General features: G+C 61.9%; 23 protein-coding genes. 11 read left to right on the top strand and 12 right to left on the bottom strand.

What is annotated here, in order from left to right; all coding sequences use genetic code 11:
- Positions 1-325: 325 nt before the first annotated feature.
- Entirely contained in the window at positions 326-1,873 is a 1,548-nt protein-coding gene (locus AC2FMM_RS11355; RefSeq protein WP_496796602.1) for a helicase HerA-like domain-containing protein, read from the top strand.
- 15 nt (positions 1,874-1,888) lie between these two features.
- Here AC2FMM_RS11355 and AC2FMM_RS11350 read toward each other — a convergent pair whose 3' ends face one another.
- The 7 genes from AC2FMM_RS11350 to AC2FMM_RS11320 form a co-directional block, all read right to left on the bottom strand.
- Entirely contained in the window at positions 1,889-2,143 is a 255-nt protein-coding gene (locus tag AC2FMM_RS11350; RefSeq protein ID WP_496742298.1) for a hypothetical protein, read from the bottom strand.
- Between the two features lie 161 nt (positions 2,144-2,304).
- Positions 2,305-3,618 carry a branched-chain amino acid ABC transporter permease gene (locus AC2FMM_RS11345; RefSeq protein ID WP_496678351.1) on the bottom strand — a complete coding sequence of 438 codons (1,314 nt, stop codon included), beginning with the start codon at positions 3,616-3,618 and terminating at the stop codon, positions 2,305-2,307.
- Positions 3,615-4,625, bottom strand: a complete 1,011-nt coding sequence (locus tag AC2FMM_RS11340) for a branched-chain amino acid ABC transporter permease (RefSeq protein WP_496796601.1) — start codon at positions 4,623-4,625, stop codon at positions 3,615-3,617. The genes AC2FMM_RS11345 and AC2FMM_RS11340 overlap by 4 nt, the downstream gene beginning before the upstream one ends.
- Before the next feature lie 3 nt (positions 4,626-4,628).
- A complete protein-coding gene (locus tag AC2FMM_RS11335) occupies positions 4,629-5,069 on the bottom strand; it encodes a hypothetical protein (protein WP_496796600.1) in 441 nt (146 codons plus the stop codon).
- Positions 5,070-5,071: 2 nt separating this feature from the next.
- Positions 5,072-5,902: an ABC transporter ATP-binding protein gene (locus AC2FMM_RS11330; RefSeq protein ID WP_496684081.1), complete on the bottom strand. Its 831-nt coding sequence runs from the start codon at positions 5,900-5,902 to the stop codon at positions 5,072-5,074.
- Positions 5,899-6,687: an ABC transporter ATP-binding protein gene (locus AC2FMM_RS11325; RefSeq protein ID WP_496689314.1), complete on the bottom strand. Its 789-nt coding sequence runs from the start codon at positions 6,685-6,687 to the stop codon at positions 5,899-5,901. Before AC2FMM_RS11325 ends, AC2FMM_RS11330 begins: the two co-directional genes overlap by 4 nt.
- A gap of 129 nt (positions 6,688-6,816) precedes the next feature.
- Entirely contained in the window at positions 6,817-7,998 is a 1,182-nt protein-coding gene (locus AC2FMM_RS11320) for an ABC transporter substrate-binding protein (protein WP_496711078.1), read from the bottom strand.
- Between the two features lie 166 nt (positions 7,999-8,164).
- On the opposite strand from AC2FMM_RS11320, the gene AC2FMM_RS11315 reads away from it, so the two are divergent.
- Entirely contained in the window at positions 8,165-9,262 is a 1,098-nt protein-coding gene (locus AC2FMM_RS11315; protein ID WP_496796599.1) for a PQQ-dependent sugar dehydrogenase, read from the top strand.
- Positions 9,263-9,711: 449 nt separating this feature from the next.
- Here AC2FMM_RS11315 and AC2FMM_RS11310 read toward each other — a convergent pair whose 3' ends face one another.
- Positions 9,712-10,716, bottom strand: a complete 1,005-nt coding sequence (locus AC2FMM_RS11310; RefSeq protein ID WP_496684074.1) for a GlxA family transcriptional regulator — start codon at positions 10,714-10,716, stop codon at positions 9,712-9,714.
- Positions 10,717-10,885: 169 nt separating this feature from the next.
- Between AC2FMM_RS11310 and AC2FMM_RS11305 the strand changes: the two genes are divergently transcribed.
- On the top strand, positions 10,886-12,256 hold the full coding sequence (locus AC2FMM_RS11305; protein ID WP_496796598.1) for a class II 3-deoxy-7-phosphoheptulonate synthase: 1,371 nt from the start codon (positions 10,886-10,888) through the stop codon (positions 12,254-12,256).
- A 66-nt stretch (positions 12,257-12,322) separates the two neighbouring features.
- Here AC2FMM_RS11305 and AC2FMM_RS11300 read toward each other — a convergent pair whose 3' ends face one another.
- Positions 12,323-12,994, bottom strand: coding sequence for a PAS domain-containing protein (locus AC2FMM_RS11300; RefSeq protein WP_496711081.1), 672 nt, complete (start codon positions 12,992-12,994; stop codon positions 12,323-12,325).
- 232 nt (positions 12,995-13,226) lie between these two features.
- Between AC2FMM_RS11300 and AC2FMM_RS11295 the strand changes: the two genes are divergently transcribed.
- The 6 genes from AC2FMM_RS11295 to phoU all read left to right on the top strand — a co-directional run bounded on the left by AC2FMM_RS11295 (position 13,227) and on the right by phoU (position 17,993).
- A complete protein-coding gene (locus AC2FMM_RS11295; RefSeq protein WP_496796597.1) occupies positions 13,227-14,117 on the top strand; it encodes a YicC/YloC family endoribonuclease in 891 nt (296 codons plus the stop codon).
- A 16-nt stretch (positions 14,118-14,133) separates the two neighbouring features.
- A complete protein-coding gene (gene gmk / locus AC2FMM_RS11290) occupies positions 14,134-14,775 on the top strand; it encodes a guanylate kinase (RefSeq protein ID WP_496711083.1) in 642 nt (213 codons plus the stop codon).
- Positions 14,772-15,305 carry a gamma carbonic anhydrase family protein gene (locus tag AC2FMM_RS11285; RefSeq protein ID WP_496796596.1) on the top strand — a complete coding sequence of 178 codons (534 nt, stop codon included), beginning with the start codon at positions 14,772-14,774 and terminating at the stop codon, positions 15,303-15,305. The genes gmk and AC2FMM_RS11285 overlap by 4 nt, the downstream gene beginning before the upstream one ends.
- Positions 15,306-15,321: 16 nt before the next feature.
- Complete coding sequence (locus tag AC2FMM_RS11280) at positions 15,322-16,368, top strand: sensor histidine kinase (RefSeq protein ID WP_496711085.1); 1,047 nt, start codon at positions 15,322-15,324, stop codon at positions 16,366-16,368.
- A gap of 140 nt (positions 16,369-16,508) precedes the next feature.
- Entirely contained in the window at positions 16,509-17,276 is a 768-nt protein-coding gene (gene pstB, locus AC2FMM_RS11275; protein WP_496796595.1) for a phosphate ABC transporter ATP-binding protein PstB, read from the top strand.
- A 15-nt stretch (positions 17,277-17,291) separates the two neighbouring features.
- Complete coding sequence (phoU, locus tag AC2FMM_RS11270; protein ID WP_496711087.1) at positions 17,292-17,993, top strand: phosphate signaling complex protein PhoU; 702 nt, start codon at positions 17,292-17,294, stop codon at positions 17,991-17,993.
- A gap of 11 nt (positions 17,994-18,004) precedes the next feature.
- Here the strand turns inward: phoU and AC2FMM_RS11265 are convergent, their stop codons facing one another.
- Complete coding sequence (locus tag AC2FMM_RS11265; protein ID WP_496796594.1) at positions 18,005-18,916, bottom strand: LysR family transcriptional regulator; 912 nt, start codon at positions 18,914-18,916, stop codon at positions 18,005-18,007.
- Between the two features lie 97 nt (positions 18,917-19,013).
- Here AC2FMM_RS11265 and AC2FMM_RS11260 point away from each other — a divergent pair, with 97 nt between their 5' ends.
- Together AC2FMM_RS11260 and AC2FMM_RS11255 are read left to right on the top strand one after the other, a co-directional pair.
- On the top strand, positions 19,014-20,243 hold the full coding sequence (locus tag AC2FMM_RS11260) for an acyl-CoA dehydrogenase (protein WP_496796593.1): 1,230 nt from the start codon (positions 19,014-19,016) through the stop codon (positions 20,241-20,243).
- A gap of 129 nt (positions 20,244-20,372) precedes the next feature.
- The gene (locus tag AC2FMM_RS11255) at positions 20,373-21,140 is read left to right on the top strand and encodes an SDR family oxidoreductase (protein ID WP_496796664.1); all 768 of its coding nucleotides are present in this window, start codon (positions 20,373-20,375) and stop codon (positions 21,138-21,140) included.
- Here the strand turns inward: AC2FMM_RS11255 and AC2FMM_RS11250 are convergent.
- Both AC2FMM_RS11250 and AC2FMM_RS11245 read right to left on the bottom strand, forming a co-directional pair.
- A complete protein-coding gene (locus tag AC2FMM_RS11250) occupies positions 21,137-22,006 on the bottom strand; it encodes an acyl-CoA thioesterase (protein ID WP_496796592.1) in 870 nt (289 codons plus the stop codon). The two genes, AC2FMM_RS11255 and AC2FMM_RS11250, sit on opposite strands and share 4 nt — an antisense overlap.
- 52 nt (positions 22,007-22,058) lie before the next feature.
- Positions 22,059-23,276, bottom strand: coding sequence for a serine hydrolase domain-containing protein (locus tag AC2FMM_RS11245; protein ID WP_496796591.1), 1,218 nt, complete (start codon positions 23,274-23,276; stop codon positions 22,059-22,061).
- Positions 23,277-23,283: the final 7 nt, after the last annotated feature.

The following is a 23,283-nucleotide window of genomic DNA, read 5'->3' as shown; positions in this document are numbered from 1 at the left end:
CGATTGGTACAGGTATGGTCATCAAAGGAAAAGGGAGCCGTTCGTCCGGCTCCCTTCGATCGATGTATCTCCCCGTCGGACTGGCCGACTTAGTTATGCGGGAACGTTACGAGAGGCAGCCGCAGCGGTCAACTGCTATCGTAGATTTTTAATGTGGTATCAGACAGAAAACTCCACCGGACAAAAAAAGGCTGTGCCCGAAGGCACAGCCAGTCGACAGGGAGGAAGTTTGCATCCCATCCGGGATGCCAAATCAACTATGGCAGTCAAAGGTTAAGTTAGTATGGTGGCCTCAGATCGGTAGGTTTCAGGGGTTTGGAAACGTATGACGGACGAAATTTTCATCGGCGGTGGTGGCAAGGACTATACGCAGCCGCAAGGCCTGCGCCTGAAATATGCCAACCGGCACGGCTTGATCGCGGGTGCGACGGGGACGGGCAAGACCGTGACCCTTCAGATCCTGGCGGAAGGCTTTTCCAAGGCCGGGGTGCCGGTGTTTCTGTCCGACGTCAAGGGCGACCTGTCCGGTCTGGCCAAGGCTGGAAGCCCCGATCACAAGCTGCATCAGGCCTTCATGGAGCGTGCGGCGCGGATTGGGTTCTCGGACTACGCCTATGACCGCTGTCCAGTGACCTTCTGGAACCTGTTCGGTGAACAGGGCCACCCGGTGCGCACCACCGTTTCCGAGATGGGGCCGCTTCTGCTGTCGCGCCTGATGGAACTGAGCGAGGCGCAGGAGGGCATCCTGAACATCGCCTTTCGCGTCGCCGACGAAGAGGGGATGCCCCTGCTTGACCTGAAAGACCTGCAGGCTCTGCTGGTCTGGATCGGGGAAAACCGCGCGCAGCTGTCTTTGCAGTACGGCAACGTGTCTACCGCCTCGATCGGCGCCATCCAGCGCCGGTTGTTGGTGCTGGAGAACCAGGGCGGCACGAACCTGTTCGGCGAGCCGGCGCTGGAACTGGCCGATTTGATGCGGACCGATGCGACCGGGCAGGGCATGGTCAACATCCTGGCCTCGGACAAGCTGATGGGGTCGCCACGCCTGTATGCGACCTTTCTGCTGTGGCTGCTGAGCGAACTGTTCGAAGAACTGCCCGAGGTCGGCGACCCCGAGAAACCCAAGCTGGTCTTCTTCTTTGACGAGGCGCATCTGCTGTTCGACGACGCGCCCAAAGTGTTGATCGACAAGGTCGAGCAGGTTGCGCGCCTGATCCGGTCCAAGGGCGTGGGGGTGTATTTCATCACCCAGAACCCCGCCGACATCCCCGAGGACATTCTGGGCCAGTTGGGCAACCGGGTTCAGCATGCTCTGCGCGCCTTCACCGCGCGCGATCGCAAGAACCTGCGGCTGGCCGCGGAAACCTATCGCGAGAACCCGGAGTTCGATACGGAAACCGCGATCCGCGAAGTGGGTGTGGGCGAGGCGCTGACCTCGATGCTCGAGAAGAAGGGCGTGCCCGGCATGGTGCAGCGGACCCTGATCCGCCCGCCCGGCTCGCAGCTGGGGCCGATCACCCCGGCCGAGCGCCAGGCGGTCATGGCGGACTCGCCCATGGCCGGAAAATACGACACGTTGCTGGATCGAAAATCAGCGTTCGAGATCCTGAAAGCGCGCGCCGCGCAGGCCGCGAAGGAGGCCGAGGCCGCCGAAGACGAAGAAGAGGTGGAACCTCAGAGCCCGGCCGACCGCGAGTATGCCTCGGCCCGGCGGTACAGCGGCAGCCTTGTCGGGCGATCATCCGCGCGAAGGGATCGAAAACAGGACAGTTTCGCCAGTGCCTTGGGTGAGGCCGTTATCAAGGAGCTGAAGGGAACCACAGGCCGCCGCATCGTGCGCGGCATTCTGGGCGGCCTGTTCCGAAACCGTTGAATTTAGGTGGTGATGTCAGCGCCCCAGACGGCGCTGGCCTTCCTGCTGGCAATAAGCATCCGCCTCGGGGACGGTCATCTTGGTTGCCGGAAAGTCAATCGCACGATCCCAGTCGACCCGGTCCTGCCTATACAGCTGACAGGTGACGACGCCCTTGGGTGTCTGAACCTTGACAGGGGTTGTTTCGAGGTCGCGGGGCGATGGAATGCATCCGGCCAGAACGGCCAGCCCGGCCAACAGAACGGTTGATTTGACGTTCGTAGAAGTCATGGTGTTCCAATACTTTAGAGGTCTGGGTTGGTATCCGCTGGTGGTGCGGGCAACGGCTGAAAGATCGGACGCGCCTGATTTTCCTATTCATTTCCGGGCCCAGAATCAACAAGCCGCGCCAGAAGGCCGGCGCGGGTTGTGCAATTTGCAGGCGCTGGCGCCTATTTCTCGGGGATCAGGCCCCTTGGACTGAATCTGAGAACAATAAGCAGGATCAGCCCCATCGTGAACAGGCGCATATGGGCCGCACTGTCCAGAAGATGCGTCTTGAGCGCGCTGCCGTCCGGCATACCGGCGGTGATCAGATCCATCAACCACAAACCGATCGGTTCGACCTGCACCCACAGGAACCAGATCAGAAACGCCCCAAGGACCGAGCCGAAATTGTTGCCCGATCCACCGACGATCACCATCACCCAGACGAGGAACGTGAACCGCAGCGGCTGATAGGCGCTGGGGGTCAACTGCCCGTCCAACGTGGTCATCATCGCCCCGGCAATGCCGCAGATGGCCGAGCCCAGCACGAAAATCTGCAGATGGCGGCGGGTGACATCCTTGCCCATGGCCTCGGCCGCCACCTCGTTGTCGCGGATGGCCCGCATCATGCGGCCCCACGGGCTTTTGAGCGCCATCTGAGCCATCCACAGCAGGACCAGCAGCACGACGAGGAACAGGAAGGCATAGCCGGTCTTGACCCACAGCGTCGATGCGGTGACCGGGTCCAGGCCTAGACCCGCGGCACGTTCGACAAAGGACGGATCGCTTTGCAGGTCGATCTCATAGCCCACGAACGGGGTGGGGCGCGGGATGCCATAAACGTTCTTGACGCCGCGCGCCAGCCAGTCCTCGTTCTTCATAATGGCAATGATGATTTCAGCGATGCCCAGCGTGGCAATGGCCAGGTAATCCGACCGCAGCCCAAGGGCCGTCTTGCCGATCAGCCATGCGGCTCCGGCGGCCAGAAGGCCACCGGCGGGCCAGGCCAGAAGCACCGGAAGGTTCAAACCGCCGATATTGCCGGCCACTGCGGGGTCGATCGCCTCGACGGCTGCGACGCTGGGGTCGAACACGGCGCGATACACGAAGAACCCGACGACGAGGATCGCAATGATCGCAAGCGTTTGAGTGCGTCCCTTGGGCAGTTTTCTGGCCGCCATGACCGCCGCAACCACGGTGGCCGCCCCCAGCAGAAGCGCAAGCACGATCCCGTACCCGCCGGCGGACCAGGCTCCTGGCGTCGGCGGGGTCGAGACCAGAACCACCGCCAGCCCGCCCAAAGCGACAAAGCCCATGACGCCGACGTTGAACAGGCCGGCAAAGCCCCATTGCAGGTTCACCCCAATCGCCATGATCGCAGAAATCAGGCCCATGTTCACGATCAGGATCGCCGTATTCCAGCTTTGCATGAAGCCGGTCAGCAGGATCAGCCCGCCGACCAGTGCAAACAGCAGGGTGTTCTTGACCGTTTCGCTCATACCGCTTTCCCCTTGAACAGGCCCGTGGGCTTGAACAGCAGCACGATCAGCAGAATGACGAAGCTGACCGCGAATTTGTAATCAGTTGACAAGAGCTGCACCAAACCCGACGGCTCAAGGTTTTCGGGCAGAAGATAGGTCAGGACCTTTTTCCAGGCATAGGTGATGGTCACCTCGGAAAAGGCGATGATGAATCCACCGGCGATGGCGCCGATCGGATTTCCCAGCCCGCCGACGATGGCCGAGGCAAAGATCGGCAGCAGCAGTTGGAAATAGACGAACGGCTTGAAGCTTTTGTCCAGCCCGTACAACACGCCCGCCGTGGTTGCCAGCGCGGCGACGATGATCCAGGTGATCATCACCACGCGTTCGGGGTTGATGCCGGACAGCAGGGCCAGATCCTCGTTGTCGGAATAGGCGCGCATCGACTTGCCCGTGCGGGTCTTGTTCAGGAACCAGAACAGCAGTGCCACGGCCACAACGGCCACGATTACGGTAAGGCCTTGCGAGGTTTTGATAGCAAGCCCCTCGTTCAATCCGGTCAGAGCCTTGAAATCCCGCGCGGAGATAAGGAATCGCGCGCCATCGGAAAACCGCTGGTCATCGGGGCCGATGATGAACCGCACCAAGCCGTTCATGATGAACATGACGCCCATGGATACGATCACCAGAATGACGGGTTTGGCCTTTTGATCGCGATAGAAGCGATAGACCAGCCTGTCGGTGATCAGTACCAGCGCGATGCAGCCCAGAATGGCAAAGGGCAGGGCCAGCAGCGCAGTCGGCAGGGGGCCGAACCCGATGCCCGCGGCCTGGAAACCCCAGGTGACCAGCACGGCGATCATGGCGCCAAAGGCCATCGTGTCGCCATGGGCGAAGTTGGAAAACCGCAGGATGCCATAGATCAGGGTGACCCCCAGCGCCCCAAGCGCCAACTGGCTGCCATAAGCGATCGCGGGAATCAGAACGAAATTCGAAAGCGCCACGAGGGCGTTGAGGAAGTCCATTCGTTACACTCCTCTCCAGCGACAGGTTCCCTGAATGACGCCTCCCGCATAGTCCTCCCGAACGTTTCCTTCGGGCCCGATCCGGTGGATTGCCCAAACAAAAGTGGCCGTTGGGTTGTCAGAAAAAGGCTCAGAGTTGAAGAAAAACAAGTTTTTGCCTTGTTGGTCGTCCCATAGCAGTGTGTCCGCTACTCCAAACTCACTGACTTCTTTCAACTCATGTTCCTTTATGATGTACACATGGCGATCAGGCGCTCCAATTCGGCCGTGTCCTACAAATCGAATTGTTAGGTCGGAGAATTCTTCGCAAGCCTCTTGATGGCGGTAAATAACTTGAGCCTGACACGTTAGAATCTGCCCCTCTCTATTGATACGAGCCAACACGTCTGTGGCGTGACCCGCGGTCAACAAGAAAGTGGCTGTTGAAACTACGCTGAATTTCATCCTTACCCCCCCAAAAAGCTTTTTCGCACTTCGGGATCGGCCAACAGCTCTTTGCCGGTTCCGGTATAGGCGTTACGCCCCTGAACCAGCACATAGCCCTTGTCGGCAATCTCGAGTGCCTGGCGGGCGTTCTGTTCCACCATCAGGATCGGCAGGCCGGTGCGCGAAACTTCGATGATGCGGTCGAACAACTCGTCCATCACGATGGGCGAAACGCCCGCGGTGGGTTCATCCAACATCAGCACCTTGGGCTTTGTCATCAGTGCCCGGCCCACGGCCACCTGTTGCCGCTGCCCACCCGACAGTTCACCGGCGGGTTGGTTGCGCTTGTCCCGCAGGATCGGGAACAGCTCGAAAACCTGCTCCATCGTGTCCGAGAAGTCGTCGGTGCGGATGAAGGCCCCCATCTCGAGGTTCTCCTGAACCGTCATCGAGGTGAAGATGTTCGAGGTCTGCGGCACGAAGCCCATGCCCTTGACCACCCGGTCCTGCGGGCTGAGGTTGGTGATGTCCTCGCCATCCAAACGCACAGAGCCCGAGCGCACATCCAGCATCCCGAACACTGCCTTCATCGCGGTGGATTTGCCGGCGCCGTTGGGGCCGACGATTACGGCGATCTCGCCCTTGTCCACCGAGATGGTGCAATCGTGCAGGATGTCCGGGCCCTTGCCATAGCCGCCGGTCATGCTGTCGCCGATCAAGAATGGGCCACCGCCCACATATTCAGTCTTGCCGCTGACGCGGTGCGCCGGGGTCATGGTGCCCATGCCGCGGGTATTGGTGATCGAGGCGTCTTTGTTGCCCTTGTCGTCCTGGTAGGGGTTGTCGCTCATGCCCCTGCCTCCAGCTTGTCCTTGTTCTTCAGGCCGGTGCCCAGATAGGCCTCGATGACTTGCTCGTTGGCCTTGATCTCGTCCAGCGTACCCTGCGCTAGAACCTTGCCCTCGGCCATGCAGATCACCGGATCGCAGATCTTGCCGATGAAATCCATGTCATGCTCGATGACCACGAAGGTATAACCGCGCTCTTTGTTCAGACGCAGGATCGTATCGGCGATGGTCATCAGCAGGGTGCGGTTCACGCCAGCGCCGACTTCGTCCAGGAACACGATCTTGGCGTCCACCATCATCGTGCGGCCCAGTTCCAGCAGCTTTTTCTGGCCGCCCGAGACCTGACCCGCCTTGTGATCGGCCAGATGTTCGATGGTCAGGAATTCCAGCACCTCGTCCGCCTTGGCACGCAGGGCGCGCTCTTCGTCGGCGATCCGCTTGCGGCCGAACCAGGTGTTCCACAGCGATTCCCCCGACTGGTTGCCCGGCACCATCATCAGGTTTTCCCGGCAGGTCATCGAAGAGAACTCGTGCGCGATCTGGAAGGTGCGCAGCAGGCCTTTGTGGAACAGTTCGTGCGGGGGCAGACCGGTGATATCCTCGCCATCCATCCAGACCTTGCCGCTGGTCGGTGGCAAAACACCCGCGATCACGTTGAAAAGAGTTGTTTTTCCAGCCCCGTTCGGGCCGATCAGGCCGGTAATCGAGCCTTTTTCGATTTCCAGCGACGCCCCGTCCACCGCATGGAAACCGCCGAAATGCTTGTGCACGTCCTCGACGACGATCATGTGTTCCCCTGTCCGCGGCTTTCGCGGCTCTTCCTGTTGCCCCATTCCCGAAAGGGTGGCGCTTTTTGTCATTGAAACAGCCCGGACACAAGGCCCGGGCTGTCTGATCTCATGTGGTCAACCGAACGATCAACGGAACTTGACGGTCACGTTCTTGCCGTCCTGAACCTCGATCTCGCGATACGAGCCGGCGCTTTCGCCCGGTCCGATCAGCTCGACGCCCGAAGCGCCGACATAGTCGATGTCCTGACCGGCGGCCAACAGTTCCAGCCCCTTGGCCAGTTCACCCGGATAGATCTTCTCGCCGGGTGCATTGGCAACCTCCATCACCTTGCCGGCATAGTCGGCCGGATTGGTCGAGCCCGCGGCCTGCATTGCCAGCATGAACAGCGCCGCGGCGTCATAGCTTTCGGGCGAGTAGGGCGACGAGCCGTCAAAACCAGCGGCTTCGGCCATGGCGAAATACTTCTCGGCGCCTTCACCGCCGGACCCGGCGATCTGACCGAACGAGCCGTTCAGGTCGGGGCCGACATTGGCAGGCAGCGAGTCACCGATCATGCCACCGGGCAGGCCAAACGTGTCGAACGCGCCGCTGTCCAGCGCCGACTGAATGATGCCAAGACCACCCTGGTCGAGATACCCGGCAACCACCAGGATGTCGCCACCGGCCGAGGCCAGCGCACCCACTTCAGCCGAGTAGTCGGCCTTGCCGTCTTCATGCGCGGCGACGATGGTCACTTCGCCACCCACCGCCTCGAACGACGACTGGATCGCGTCGGCCAGACCCTTGCCATAGTCGTTGTTGGTATAGGTCAGGGCAATCGAGTTGATGCCGCGCTCTTTCAGGATGTCGGCCATCACCTGACCTTCGCGTGCATCCGACGGGGCGGTGCGGAAGAACAGGCCGTTGTCCTCCATGGTCGACAGGCCCGGCGAGGTGGCCGAGGGCGAGATCATGACCATGCCGTTCGGAATGGCGACGTTTTGCAACACGGCGCCGGTCACACCCGAGCAGTCGCCGCCGATGATGCCGGCCACGCCATCCGCAATCAGGCGTTCACCGTTCGAGGTGGCCAGACCATTGTCGATACAGCCGGTATCGGCGCGCATCGGGGTGACGGTGGATCCATCCAGCAGCTTGCCGGATTCGGACACTTCGGCGATTGCCAGTTCGGCGCCCGCGCCCATGGCCGGGGCCAGCGATTCAATCGGTCCGGTGAAGCCCAGCAGAATGCCCAGCTTGACGTCGTCGGCCATTGCGGCACCGGCCAGCAATGCGGTTGCTGCAGTTGCAGTAAGCAGCTTTTTCATAAGGTTACTCCCTGTTTGGAACGATGTCGTTCTGGCCCGACCCTAGGCAAGCTGTCGGAAAAAGAAAAGTCCAAACAAAGATGTGCCTTTGGTGGCGTTAACACTATTTGATTTGATGGGCTTGGTATGGGCCATCGCCCACCCAGACAGCATGTGAGGCTTCATCATGATCCGGATTTTCGCGATTCTCTGGCTGATGGCATCGACTGTGGCCGCGGCGGCGGACGGCTTGCGGACATCGTTCGGCCCGTTGACTGCAACCCGGATGCTGGGTGGGTTGGACACGCCCTGGGCCATCGGGCTACTGCCCGACGGCAGCTTTCTGGTGACGGAACGCGACGGAGACCTGCTGTTGGCCCGCAATGGTCAGGCACAGCGCGTGCGGGGCGTGCCGAAGGTTGCAGCGCGGGGGCAGGGCGGGTTGCTGGACGTGACCGTGGCCCGTGATTTCGCGAGCAGTCGCGAGATCTTTCTGACCTTTTCCAAACCGCAACCTGGCGGGGCCGGAACCGCGCTTGCCGTGGCACGCCTGTCCGAAGACGGCCGCCGCCTGACCAACCTGCGCGTGATCTTCGAGGCCGTTCCCGGCGGCTCGGGCGGGCGGCATTTCGGATCGCGCGTGGTCGAATCGCCAGACGGCACCTTGTTCGTGACACTGGGCGACCGTGGAGACCGGCCGAGCGCGCAGGACCTGACGACCCATATGGGGACGGTGGTGCGCGTCAATCGGGATGGCACGGTCCCGGCTGACAACCCCTTCGTCGGGCAGGCTAATGCCCGCCCCGAGATCTGGTCGTATGGCCATCGCAACCCGCAAGGCGCCGACATCGATGCGCGAGGTCGCTTGTGGGTTTCCGAACATGGCGCCAAGGGTGGAGACGAGGTGAATCTTGTCAAACCCGGCGCCAATTACGGCTGGCCGGTGATTTCCTACGGCACGCATTATTCAGGGGATAAGATCGGCGAGGGCACCAGTAAACCCGGCATGGAGCAGCCGCGCCTGTACTGGGATCCGTCCATCGCGCCTTCGGGGTTGTTGGTCTATTCGGGCGACATGTTTCCCGAATGGCGCGGTGATATTTTCGTGGGCTCGCTGAAATTCGACTATATCGCCCGGCTGACCGGAAACCCGCTGCGCGAGGTCGAGCAGATCAAAGGCCCCGAAACCGAACGGGTCCGCGACATCGTGCAGGCCCCAGACGGGGCGATCTGGTTCATCTCGGTCGGGCAGGGTGCCGTTTACAGGCTAGCGAGATCATCCTAGGGGTGTAGCGATACACTTCAAAGCGGATTGACATGGTCCGCCTTCTCGAAGCCAAAGTCTTTTGCCTGTCGCCCCTTCCCGCCGCGGCCGACAAGGTTTTTTTGCGACCTATGCCGATTATGAATCCTTCGTCGACACCAAGATGAAAAAACCGCGAATTCTCGAACGTTATCAGCCGATTTGGGGGGCTGACGCATACACGCCGCAGCAGATGTAAACCCTGCAAGGTCAGCTGCGTGACCTTGTTCCGTATTGCCTGACGAATGCAGATGTGGCCAAGCGGATAGAGCTCGAGAATGGTTTTTCGCAGGAAATGCGGATCTATTGGAACGGCAAGAACAGCTATCTCTACCAATAAGCCCTTCTGCATCAACGCAACGACGGCGTGACGGTTCTGCAGTTCAGTATCAACACGCCCGACGAGCTCATTCTGGACAAGTTCTAGGCGCTCAGACCGACAGCCGTCCGCTCTGCGTCCCACGCTCGCGATAGGGCGTGGTGTTGTAATGTGCGCGGTAGCATTTCGAGAAATGGCTGGGGCTGGCAAAACCGCAGGCCAGCGCCACGTTGATCACGCTCATGTCGGTCTGCATCAGCAGGTTGCGCGCCTTGTGCAGCCGCAACTCCATGTAATAGCGCTTGGGTGAACGGCTCAGATACCGCCGGAACAGCCGCTCGAGCTGGCGGGTGGACATGCCGACCTCCTTGGCCAGGATCGAGGGCGAGATCGGCTCCTCGATGTTCTTTTCCATCATCAAGATGACCTGGCTCAGCTTGGGGTGCCGCACGCCGATCCGGGTGGGTGTCGACAAGCGCTGGGTGTCCTGATCGGTGCGGATCGAGGAATAGATCATCTGGTCGGCCACCGCATTGGCCAGTTCTTCGCCGAAGTCATCGGCGATCAGTTTCAGCATCAAATCGATCGACGAGGTACCGCCCGCCGTCGTCATCCGGTTGCCGTCCAGCACAAACACCGATTTGGTCAGTTCGACGTCTTCGAATTCCTCGGCGAAACTGTCGGCGTTTTCCCAGTGGATCGTGGCGCGTTTGCCGTCCAGCAACCCGGCCTTGGCCAGGGTATAGGCTGCGGTGCACAGCCCGCCGATCCGCAGCCCCTTACGGGCCTCGCGGCGCAGCCAGTTCAACACCTTCTTGGTCGTGGCGGCCTGCACATCGACCCCGCCGCAGACGATGATAACGTCATCGCGCTGCAACTCGTCCAGATCGCGATCCAGCTGGAACGTGGTTCCGGCCGAGCATTGCACCGTCTCGCCGCCTTCGCCGGCGAGGCTCCAGGCATAGATCTGCCGGTCCGCCATGCGGTTCGCGATGCGCAGACTGTCCAGCGCCGAAGCGAATGAGAGCAAGGAAAACTTGTCCAACAGAACAAAAACGAAATTGCGCGGCTTCGCCGCGTCCGTGTCCACGGTGACAACTTGGCGTTGTTCTTGCATGGCGAACTGTCCTTGATTCGGCGGGCCGAGGCACGGGGCCTGCGGCGAATTTGACCGCCACCATGCTCAAAGCTTGTTTCCGACGTCAAGAGGCGCAAATCGGTTATGGTCTCTGGTCCGTTGATTTTGTATAGAGACCACCTGAAATACATCAGCGGAGATCAAAGCTATGACCGAGTGGCAAAAATCGAACTGGCGCAGCAAGCCGCGGGTTCAGATGCCAGACTATACCGACAAGGCCGCCTTGGCCAAGGTCGAGGCCAAGCTTTCGCAGTATCCCCCGCTGGTCTTTGCAGGCGAGGCGCGGCGCCTCAAGCAACATTTGGGTGCCGCCGGTCGCGGCGAGGCCTTTTTGCTGCAGGGTGGGGATTGCGCCGAAAGTTTCGACCAGTTCAGCGCCGACGCGATCCGCGACACCTTCAAGGTGATGCTTCAGATGGCGATGGTGCTGACCTATGGCGCCAAAGTTCCGGTGATCAAGGTCGGCCGCATGGCCGGCCAGTTCGCCAAGCCCCGCAGCGCCCCGACCGAAGTCATCGACGGGGTCGAGCTGCCCAGCTATCGCGGCGACATCATCAACGAGCTGGCCTTCACGCCCGAGGCGCGTGAGCCCAAGCCTGAGAAGATGTTGCAGGCCTATACCCAGGCCGCGGCCACGCTGAACCTGCTGCGCGCATTCTCGACCGGCGGCTTCGCCGACATGAGCCGCGTGCATTCCTGGACGCTGGGCTTCACCGACGAACAGGATGTGCAGAAATACTCCGAGATCGCCGACCGCATTCAGGACACGATCGACTTCATGGAAGCCGCCGGCATCACCGCCGACACCACCCATGAATTCTCGACCGTCGAATTCTACACCAGCCATGAAGGGCTGCTGTTGGAGTACGAAGAAGCGCTGACGCGACTGGACTCGACCTCGGGCAAGTGGCTGGCCGGCTCGGGTCACATGATCTGGATCGGTGACCGCACCCGTCAGCCCGACGGCGCGCATGTTGAATTCTGCCGGGGCGTGCTGAACCCGATCGGCCTGAAATGCGGCCCGACCACCACGGTCGAGGACCTCAAGGTTCTGATGTCCAAGCTGAACCCGGACAACGAAGAAGGCCGTCTGACCCTGATCGCGCGCTTCGGCGCGGGCAAGGCGGGCGAGCATCTGCCGCGCCTGATCAAAGCCGTAAAGGAAGAGGGTGCCAAGGTGACCTGGGTCTGCGATCCGATGCACGGAAACACGATCAAGTCGGCCACCGGATACAAGACCCGGCCGTTCGAATCGGTCCTGCGCGAGGTGCGGGATTTCTTCGGCGTGCATCAGGCCGAGGGCACGATCCCCGGCGGCGTGCATTTCGAGATGACCGGTTTGGACGTGACCGAATGCACCGGCGGCGTCCGCGCCGTCAGCGAAGAGGACCTGTCGGACCGCTACCACACCGCCTGCGACCCGCGCCTGAACGCGTCGCAGTCGCTCGAGCTGGCGTTCTTGGTGGCCGAAGAGCTGACCAACCTGCGCCGCGAACGCAAGAATCGCGCAGCAGGCTGATCTCGGTTGATCCGAAACGGGAACGGCGGGCCTCGGCCCGCCGTTTTTCGTTCGACCCAGCAGGGATCAATCGTCTCGGGAATAGACAAGCTTCAGATGGCCAGACGGGCCCTTGAACTCGGTCTGTTCCTCGGCAAACCCGGACTCGAGCCGGGGTTTTTCAGCCCGCCGCCGAACCGCGACCAGCGGCCGGACGTGGCTGGCTTCGATCGTAAAACGGCGGGGCGTGGCGCCGATTGCGCCATCACTGACCAGAACGCCAAGAATCCGGCTGACATCGCCCAGGTCGCTGCGCAGCGGCAGCAGGATCATCCGCGCCTCGAGCCGGACCCGACCCAGCTTGCCTTTCGAAACCAAGGCGAACTCTCCGATCGCGGGTTCCGAAAAAACCGTCTCCAACTCCTCGGTGATCCGGTCGCGCGACGAGGGCTCTAAAAACGCGGTCAGCGGCATGCCGCGCACTTCCATGCCGGCGATCTTGCTTAGATGGCTTCCGGCCAGCCGGAACCGGGCCAGCCCGGGGGCGATGCGTTCGAGGATGAACGTGTATTCCAGAATGTTTTCCAGTCCGCGCGGATCGATCTGCGACCGCCGGGGAACCCCGTCGTCGCCCAGCAGCGCGGTCCAGTAAGATTCTGCCTGACGGATCGGCGACAGACTGCGCCCACTGCCAAAGCGGTCCATTGCGATGATCTTTCCAAGTTTCGGCCCGGAACCGTTCCCGAAGAAGGTTTTCATTTCATCACCTCGTGTCGAATGGCCGTCCTTTGGTCTGCTGCGGCGCTGCGGCCAACTGCAACCGACCTGTCCTTGTGACTGACAGATTGACACGGGTTTACTTAAAATTGGAGCAAATCTTTAACGAATGGTTAACTTGTCCGGATGAAGTCAGCCATCAGCAAACCCTTGCCCTGACCGGTGCGATGGCATTAGGTGCAGCAGCGCAGGGCGAAAGTCGGAAAGGGCAGGCATGATCAAATCCATGACGGGTTTTGCTTCGGGCAAAGGGGGCTGCGGGCCGCATGGCTGGAGCTGGGAACTGCGCAGCGTGAACGGCAAGGGGCTGGACATGCGGCTGCGGGTGCCCGAGTGGCTGACCGGGCTCGAAGCGGCGCTGCGGGCCGAGCTGTCGCGCATGATCAGCCGCGGCAACGTAACGCTGAACCTGCGCATCACGCGGCAGGAATCGGCCACCGACCTGAGCCTGAACGAACCGGCGATGCGCGCGGCGCTTTCGGCGATCGCGCGGGCTGAGGAACTTGCGGCGCAACAGGGCGTTTCCCTGGCTCCCACGCGGGCCGGCGACCTGTTAGCGCTGAAAGGGATGCTGGATACCAGCGCCGAAGACGATGACCCCGCGCCACTAGTCGAGGCGCTGAAGGCCGCGTTCGGAAAACTGCTGGCGGATTTCATCGAGATGCGCCGTACCGAAGGCGAGGCCCTTGCTGCGGTCCTGGCCGAACATCTGGACCGGATCGAGGCGCTGACCGCGAAAGCCGTCGATCTGGCCCAGGCCCGCGCCGACGCGATGGCCGTTGCGCTGCGTCAGAATCTGGCCCGAGTTCTGGACAACGCCCAGGGTGCCGACCCGGACCGCGTGGCCCAAGAACTTGCGCTGATCGCCGTGAAATCCGACATCACCGAAGAGCTCGATCGGCTGACCGCCCATGTCGCCGCGGCACGGGCGCTGCTGGCGCAGGACGGCCCGGTGGGCCGCAAGCTGGATTTTCTGGCGCAGGAGTTCAACCGCGAGGCCAACACTTTATGCTCCAAATCGCAGAACGCCGAGCTGACGGCGGTTGGCCTGGAGTTAAAGGCGGTGATAGACCAGTTGCGCGAACAGGTACAAAACGTTGAATAAACAAGGACAATCACAGATGGCGGATCGCCGGGGCCTTCTCATCATTCTGTCGTCGCCTTCGGGCGCGGGTAAATCGACGCTGGCCCATCGGCTGATGAACTGGGACCCCGATCTTCAGTTCTCGGTTTCAGCGACGACGCGCAAGCCCCGCCCGGGCGAGGTTCACGGGACGGACTACTACTTTCTGTCCGAGGACGAGTTTCGTCAGCAGGTTGCCAGCGGGCAGATGCTGGAACACGCGCATGTCTTCGGCAATTTCTACGGCTCGCCCGCCGACCCGGTTCGCGAAGCGATCCAAAGCGGCCGGGACGTGCTGTTCGACGTGGACTGGCAGGGCGAGGTGCAGATCCGCAACTCGGAACTGGGCAAGCACGCGCTGTCGATCTTCATCCTGCCGCCCTCGATCAAGGAACTGCGCCGCAGGCTTGAAACACGCGGGCAGGACGCGCCCGAGGTGATCGCCAAGCGCATGATGAAAAGCTGGGACGAGATCAGCCATTGGGGCTATTACGACTATGTGCTGATCAACGACGATCTGGATGCGACCGAGGACAAGCTGAAAACCATCGTCAGCGCCGAGCGGATGCGGCGGATCCAGCAACCCAAGCTGCAAGAGCACGTCCGCGCCTTGCAGCAAGAATTCGAGAGCATGAAATGACGATCTATGCCCTGGGCGATTACGCCCCGCAAATCCACGAGGACACCTGGGTAGCCCCCGATGCCAACCTGATCGGCAAGGTGGTGCTGGAACAGGGCGCCTCGGTCTGGTTCGGCTGCACGATCCGCGCCGATCACGAGGAGATTCGCGTGGGGCAGGGCAGCAACGTGCAGGAAAACTGCGTGATGCATATCGATGCCGGGTTTCCGCTGACCATCGGCAAGAATTGTACGATCGGCCACAAGGTTATGCTGCACGGCTGCACGATCGGCGACAACAGCCTGATCGGGATGGGGGCGATCGTGCTGAACGGCGCCAAGATCGGGCGGAACTGCCTGATCGGGGCCGGCGCCCTGATCACCGAAGGCAAGGAAATCCCGGACAATTCACTGGTCATGGGTGCGCCCGGCAAAGTGGTGCGCGAACTGGACGAGGCGGCAGCGCAGCAGATCGCGCTCAGCGCGCTGCACTATCAGAACAACATGCGCAAATTCCGCGACGGCCTGAAACCCGTGCGTGCCGGAGACTAAACGCAAGGGGCCATTCATGTCCGATGCCAACCTTGCCGAATTCGTTTCGGCCGTGCCGATGCCAGCGCTTGTGATCGACCAGACCGAGCGGATTATCGCCGCGAACGCCGAAGCCAGAACCCTGTTGGGGCGCAATCTCGACAACCGGCACTTCGCCACAATCCTGCGCCAGCCGCCGGTCGTCGAAGCGATCGAGAAGAGCCTGCGCGCCAAGGGGTCGGCCAGCGCGCGGCACCTGGCCAATGACGGGGCGCAGGACACCACCTTCCAGGTCCACTGCCGTTACATTGATGGTGTCGGCGCTGTGTCGGCCGGTGCTGTTCTGGCCAGTTTCTTGGACGTGACCCATCTGGAACAGGCGCGGCAGATGCGCCGGGATTTCGTGGCCAATGTCAGCCATGAGCTGCGCACGCCGCTGACGGCCCTGATGGGGTTCATTGAAACCCTGCGCGGCCCGGCCCGCGACGACCCTGCCGCGCGGGACAGGTTCCTGCAGATCATGGCCGACGAGGCCAGCCGCATGAACCGGCTGGTCGGGGACTTGCTGTCGTTGAACCGGGTCGAAAGCGAAGAGAGGGTGCGCCCGACGGAACGGCTGAACCTGACCGAAGTGCTGGAGTCCACCTTGGCCACTCTGCGCCCCCTGGCCGAGAGCGCGGGCGTGACGCTGGCTCTGACGACGCCCGAGGCGCCGGTGCACCTGCCCGGAGACGCCGACCAGTTGCGGCAGGTGTTCACGAATCTGGTCGAGAACGCGATCAAGTATGGCGGCAGCGGCGGCAGCGTCGAACTGCGGGTTGCGGTTGCCGAGCGCGATCCGGCGGTCCGCGGCGCTGCGGTTCGGGTTCAGGTCATCGACAAGGGCCCGGGCATCGACCCGGTACACCTGCCGCGCCTGACCGAGCGGTTCTATCGCGCCGACAGCCACCGGTCGCGGCAACTGGGCGGCACGGGCCTGGGCCTGGCCATCGTGAAACATATCGTCAACCGGCATCGGGGCCGGCTGCGGGTCGAGAGCGATCTGGGCAAGGGCGCGGTGTTTACGGTCATTCTGCCGCTGTGATCGATCCGATCCCCGCACAAGCGGCAAAGCTTGACCTTTGACCGCCCGGCATGCGATGGCCCGGTTGCGGGGGACGCCCTTTCGGCAATGTGCGTCTTTACCTGCGGCAACCGGATAAACTGGCGCGAGCGGAGCAGGAAGTGGGCGAAAAAACGATCAAGATCTCGGCGCGGGACGTCAATGTCCACTACGGCGACACGCATGCCATCAAGGACGTGAACGTCGAAATCGAGGACAAAACGGTCACGGCCTTCATCGGGCCGTCGGGCTGCGGCAAGTCGACGTTCCTTCGCTGCCTCAACCGAATGAACGACACGATCGACATCTGCCGGGTTGAAGGTGATATCCGGCTGGATGGCGAAAACATCTATGACAAGAGTGTCGACCCGGTGCAGTTGCGGGCGCGGGTGGGAATGGTGTTCCAGAAACCCAACCCGTTCCCCAAGTCGATCTATGACAACATCGCCTACGGCCCGCGCATCCACGGCCTGGCCAAGACCAAGGCCGAGCTGGACGAGATCGTGGAAAAATCCCTGCGCCGCGGTGCCATCTGGGACGAGGTCAAGGACCGCCTGGATGCGCCCGGCACCGGGCTGTCGGGCGGCCAGCAGCAGCGCCTGTGCATCGCCCGCGCCATCGCCACCTCGCCCGAGGTGCTGTTGATGGACGAGCCATGCTCGGCACTGGACCCGATCGCCACCGCGCAGGTGGAAGAACTGATCGACGAACTGCGCGAGCGGTTCTCGGTGGTGATCGTGACCCATTCGATGCAGCAGGCCGCCCGCGTCAGCCAGAAAACCGCGTTTTTCCACCTGGGCAGCCTTGTCGAATACGGTGACACCGGCCAGATCTTCACCAAGCCCCAGGACCCGAGAACCGAAAGCTATATTACCGGCCGCATCGGCTGAGGACAGGAATACGCCATGAGTGAACAACATATCGCCTCTGCATTCGACCGCGATCTTGAAGCTGTCCAAGCCCATATCATGAAGATGGGCGGTCTGGTCGAAGTCGCCATCAGCAACGCCGCCCGGTCGCTCGAGACACGCGACGAAGAACTGGCCCAGCAGGTGCGTCAGGGCGACAAGGAGATCGACGCGCTCGAGGACATGATCAATGAAGAAACGGCGCGGTTGATCGCCCTGCGCGCGCCCACGGCCGGCGACCTGCGGCTTGTGCTGTCGGTGCTGAAAGTGTCGGGCAACCTTGAGCGCATCGGCGACTATGCCAAGAACATCGCCAAGCGCACGACCACGCTGGTCGAGGCCCCGCATATCGGCAGCAGCGCGGCCGCGCTGCGCCGTATGGCGCGAGATGTCGAAACGATGCTGCGTGATGCGCTCGACGCCTATATCCAGCGCGACTCCGAACTGGCGCAGGACGTCATCCGACGCGACGAGGACGTGGACCTGATGTACAACGGCCTGTTCCGCGAGCTTCTGACCTTCATGGCCGAGGACCCGCGCAACATCACGGCCTGCATGCATCTGCATTTCATCGCCAAGAACACCGAGCGCATGGGCGACCACGTGACGGCGATCGCCGAGCAGGTGATCTATCTTGTCACCGGCGAGCGTCCGACCGAGTCGCGGCCCAAGGCGGACACGACATCGCAAACCGTCTGAACGCGGCGCGATCAGCGGGGCAGGGTTTCTTCGTTTTGGGCCTGCGATCCCAGCCAGTGCCGGAATTCGCGCAGCGACGGATCGCCTGACTTCGTGCTGGGCCAGACCAGGAAATAGGCGCCCATCGTCTCGACGGCGCCCGAAAAGGCGGTGATCAGCCGCCCGGTGGCCAAATCCTGCTCAATCAGATAGCTGGGCAGCAGCGCCACACCCAACCCGTGAACCGCCGCCTGGTTGATGGTGGTGAATTGGTCATGGACGGTACCGGGCAGGGGGCTGGGCGCTGTAATGCCCTGCTGGGCGAACCAGTCCTGCCAGGCGCGCGGTCGGGTCTGAATGTGCAGCAAAGGCAGTTTCAGCAACTTTGCCGCATCCTTCGGCGCACCGGACGGCAGCAGCGCGGGCGCACACACCGGGACGACACGCTCGACCTTCAGCAGCAGCCGCTCGGTTCCGGGCCAATCCGGTTCGCCGAAATGTATCGCTGCATCAAAGGGTTCGGCGGAAAAATTGAACGGGCGCAGCCGGGTCGACATATTGATCGTGATGTCGGGATGCAGCCGCGCAAAATCGGGCAAGCGTGGTACCAGCCAGCGCATTCCGAAGGTCGGAAGAATGGCCAACTGCAATGTGCCGCCCGCCGGCGTCACATGCAGCCGCAACGAAGCCTGCGCGATCTGGTTCAGGCTTTGACGGATCTCGGCCACATACTCCCGAGCCGCCGAGGTCAGCGTCAGCCGTTTCCGGTCACGCTGGATCAAGCGAACGCCCAGCTGCGCCTCGAGGGTCTGCAATTGCCGGCTGACCGCACTTTGGGTCAAGGACAGTTCGTCCGCGGCGGCCGAGGCCGAGCCAAGCCGATCCAGTGCCTCGAGCGCGCGCAGGGATGAAATCGAAGGGAACAGGCGGCGTTTGGTCTCCATCCATGCGTTTTACTCATGAAACCTTGCAAATGTCTCGCTGTATTTTGCGCAAATTGCGGGGTAGGGTGCGGCAAACCTTGAAATCCGGAGCGAAGACATGAATGCCCCCGATACAAAACCTGCGCTGCGCGCCAAGGATGCGCCCGATCTGGGCCGATTTGCCTGGGATGATCCGTTCCGCCTGAACGATCAACTGACCGAGGACGAACGCCTGGTGGCCGACAGCGCCCGCGCTTATGCGCAGGAAAAGCTGCAGCCTCGGGTCACGGCTGCTTTCCAGAATGAGGAAACCGACCCCGAGATCTTTCGCGAGATGGGCGAAATGGGCCTGCTGGGCACCACGATCCCCGAGGAATATGGCGGCATCGGCGCGGGCTATGTGACCTATGGCCTGGTCGCGCGCGAGGTCGAGCGCGTGGATTCCGGCTATCGCTCTATGATGTCGGTGCAAAGCTCGCTGGTGATGTATCCAATCTATGCTTATGGCAGCGAGGAGCAGCGCCGCAAATACCTGCCCAAACTGGCCAGCGGCGAATGGATCGGCTGTTTCGGACTGACCGAGCCGGATGCCGGATCGGATCCGGCCGGGATGAAGACCCGGGCCGAGAAGATCGACGGCGGCTATCGGTTGACCGGCAGCAAGATGTGGATTTCGAACGCGCCGATCGCCGACGTGTTCGTCGTCTGGGCCAAGTCCGATGCGCATGACGGCAAGATCCGCGGTTTCGTGCTGGACAAAGGCGCCAAAGGGCTCAGCGCGCCCAAGATCGAGAACAAGCTCAGCCTGCGTGCTTCAATCACCGGCGAGATCGTTCTGGACGGCGTCGAAGTCGGCGAGGACGCGCTGTTGCCGCATGTTCAGGGTCTCAAGGGGCCGTTCGGCTGTCTGAACCGCGCACGCTATGGTATCAGCTGGGGCGTGATGGGCGCGGCCGAGTGCTGTTGGCACGCGGCACGGCAATATGGGCTGGATCGCAAACAGTTCAACCGTCCGCTGGCCCAGACGCAGCTGTTCCAGAAGAAGCTGGCCGACATGCAGACTGAGATCGCGTTGGGCCTGCAGGCCAGCCTGCGGGTCGGGCGCCTGATGGATCAGGCCGAAGCCGCGCCCGAGATGATCTCGATCATCAAGCGCAACAATTGCGGCAAGGCGCTGGACATCGCGCGCATGGCCCGCGACATGCATGGTGGGAACGGGATCTCGCTGGAATTCCAGGTGATCCGGCACATGGTCAACCTGGAAACTGTGAATACCTATGAAGGCACGCATGATGTCCACGCCTTGATCCTGGGGCGGGCACAGACCGGTTTGCAGGCTTTCTACTGATCCCACACGAATTACGCGTAATCGGTATTATGGTAAATTTAGGTAGTGTCAACGCCGCCACGTCCACGTTGGCGGCGTGATTTCATGCTGTTACCGTCGACAGCGAAACCAATGAAGGCGGAACACGACATGGAATTGCAGGACAAGATCGCTGTCATCACCGGCGCGGCCCATGGAATTGGCAAAGGATTGGCCGAGCGCTTCGCCCGCGAAGGCGCCCGGGTCGTCTGCGCCGATATTGATCTGGATGGCGCCCAGATGGTTGCCAGCACCATTGGTGGTCATGCGATCCGATGCGACGTTGCCAATGAGGATGACATCCGCGATCTGATCGACAACGTCGAGGCCTCGGTCGGCCCGATCGATCTATTCTGTGCTAATGCCGGGATCCTGACCTTGGGCGGACTGAACGTGCCCGACGACCACTGGGACCGGATTTGGAAGATCAACGTGATGTCGCATGTCTGGACGGCCCGTCATCTGGTGCCGCGCATGGTCGCGCGCGGTGGCGGCTATATCCTGACGACCGCTTCCGCCGCCGGTCTGCTGAACCAGCCCGGCGCGGCGCCTTATGGCGTGACCAAACACGCGGCCGTGGGTTTTGCCGAATGGCTGGCGCTGACCTATGGCGACAAGGGTATCCGCGTTTCGGTCCTATGCCCCCAGGCGGTACGCTCGGAAATGACCAAGGGGTTCGAGGACTCGGTCGCCTCGATCGACGGAATGCTCGAGCCCGAGGACGTGGCCCAGGCCTGCGTCGAGGCCATCCGAGCCGAGACTTTTCTGGTGCTTCCGCATCCGCAGGTTCTGGACTACATGCGGCTGAAAATCGCTGATTATGACCGCTGGCTGAGCGGAATGCGGAAGCTTAATCAAAAGTTTGTCGGAGATATCTAACGCGGTTTTCGGGTGCGTCGCAGCAGGCCTTCCTGCGCGACCGACGCCACCAGCGTGCCGTCCTGCGCATAGATCGCACCGCGGTTGAAGCTGCGCCCCTGCCCCGTCCACGGCGCATCCATCGCGTAGAGGTGCCAGTTCTGGAATTGCACCGGCGCGTGGAACCAGATCGCATGGTCCAGGCTGGCGCCGTTGATCTCTCCGGAGAACCAACTCAGACCATGCGGCCTCATCCCCGAGCTCAGCAGCGCCATGTCGGAGGCATAGGCCAGCAGAAGGTGCTGCGTGACGTGATCGGCCTGATCGGCGGCGCCCATGCGGAACCACAGGAAATTGCGGTCATCGGCCTTTACGGGTTGAAAGATGTCCAGCGGATCGACCTCTCGCACTTCGATCGGGCGTTCACGCAGCAATTCCGCGCGCAGATGGTTCGGTACGCGGGTAAGATACCGCTGCCGCAGGTCATCGCGCGAGGGGTGCTTTTCGGGCGGCGCGACATCCGGCATCGGGTGTTGGTGCTCCCAACCCTCATCCTGAATGTGGAACGAGGCCGACATGTTCAGGATCTGCTTGCCGTGCTGAATCGCCACCACGCGACGGGTTGTGAAACTGCCTCCGTCTCGTGCGCGATCCACTTGATAAACAACCGGAATATCCGGGTCACCGGGGCGGATGAAATAGGCGTGCAACGAATGGCACAGCCGGTCCTCGACCGTCTTGTAGGCCGCCGCCAGAGCCTGGGCGATCACCTGGCCGCCGAAAATCCGCGTTGGCGTTTCTCCGCCCGAGCCCACGCCGCGGAACAGGTCCACCTCGAGGCGTTCGATATCCAGCAGATCCAGCAGAATGCGTTCGGCTTCGGTCATGGGCTTGTCTCCGGAATCACGGTTAAGGCCTCGCCTAGCAGCCCCGCGACGGTCATTCAATCAGGGCGGCCTGGACCAGCGCCTTCAACTGAGATCGCGACGGATAGGAACTGGACGGTGCCAGTTGCGTGAAGAACACCACGGTCAGATCGAGAACCGGGTCGATCCAGAAAAATGTGGACGCCATGCCGCCCCAACTGAAATCTCCGACCGAGCCGGGCGTGCGGGCGCGGGCCGGGTCCAAAACCACTGCACCGCCGATGCCGAACCCCATGCCCTCCATCGGCTGTTCGGCGAAACTCTGCGGTCCCATTGATGCAATGTCGCCCGGCAAGTGGTTGCGCAGCATGAAATCCACGGTTTTCGGCCCCAGCAGGCGATTGCCGTTACCGGTGCCCTGGTTGCGCAGCATATCGGCGAAGCGGGCATAGTCGTCGATGGTACCGACCAGCCCGCCGCCACCGGAAAACAGCGTAGCTGCCTCGAAGGCCGACTCGCCGGGCTGATCGACCAACCGCAGCGTCTCATTGCCTGCTTTGGCGGCATTCAGCGCCATCGCGTCGCCCTCAAGCGGGGTGTACAGGGACGCGAACTGCTCCCCTGCCCCCGTGGGAACGGAAAACCCGGTTTCCGTCATGCCCAGCGGCGCAAATACGTTTTCAGCCAGGAACCGGTCCAGAGTCTGGCCCGATGCAACCTCGATCACGCGCCCGATCACGTCGATGCCAACCGAGTATTCCCATCGCGCGCCCGGTTGAAAGGCCAGCGGCAGGTCGGCCAGCGCCTGCACCTGATCGGCAAGGCAGCCTTGATCGGGCTTGAACATCAGGTCGCGCGCGTCCATCTCCGCCGGCAGAAGGCCCGGATTGAACGGGTAGCTCAGCCCACTGGTATGGGTCAGCAATTGGTGCAGCGTCGGCGACGGCGCCGGTTCGGTCTGATCCAACCGCGTCGCATTCGGGATCAGCGCCTGCATGTCCAAGAATTCGGGCAAAAACTCGGACACCGGGGCATCTAGGTGAAACAGTCCCCGTTCTGCCAGCATCATCAACGCAACCGAGGTGAACGGCTTGGTCATGGAATAGATGCGCACGATCGTGTCGCGCCTGAAAGGCAAGCCCGCCTCGATGTTGCGCTGACCGCAAGCGTGAAAATGCACCTCGTCGCCGCCGTGGCGCAGCAGAACCGAGCAGCCGGGATATTTTTTCCTATCGACATAGGCTTGCATCCAGGAATTGATGCGTTCCAGCCGTGTAGGGGCAAAGGTCATGGCGCGA

This window comes from Ruegeria sp. BHSC043 (assembly GCF_059612985.1).
The sequence above is the reverse complement of the archived record's forward strand: the minus strand, read 5'-3'. Positions and strand labels throughout refer to the sequence as shown.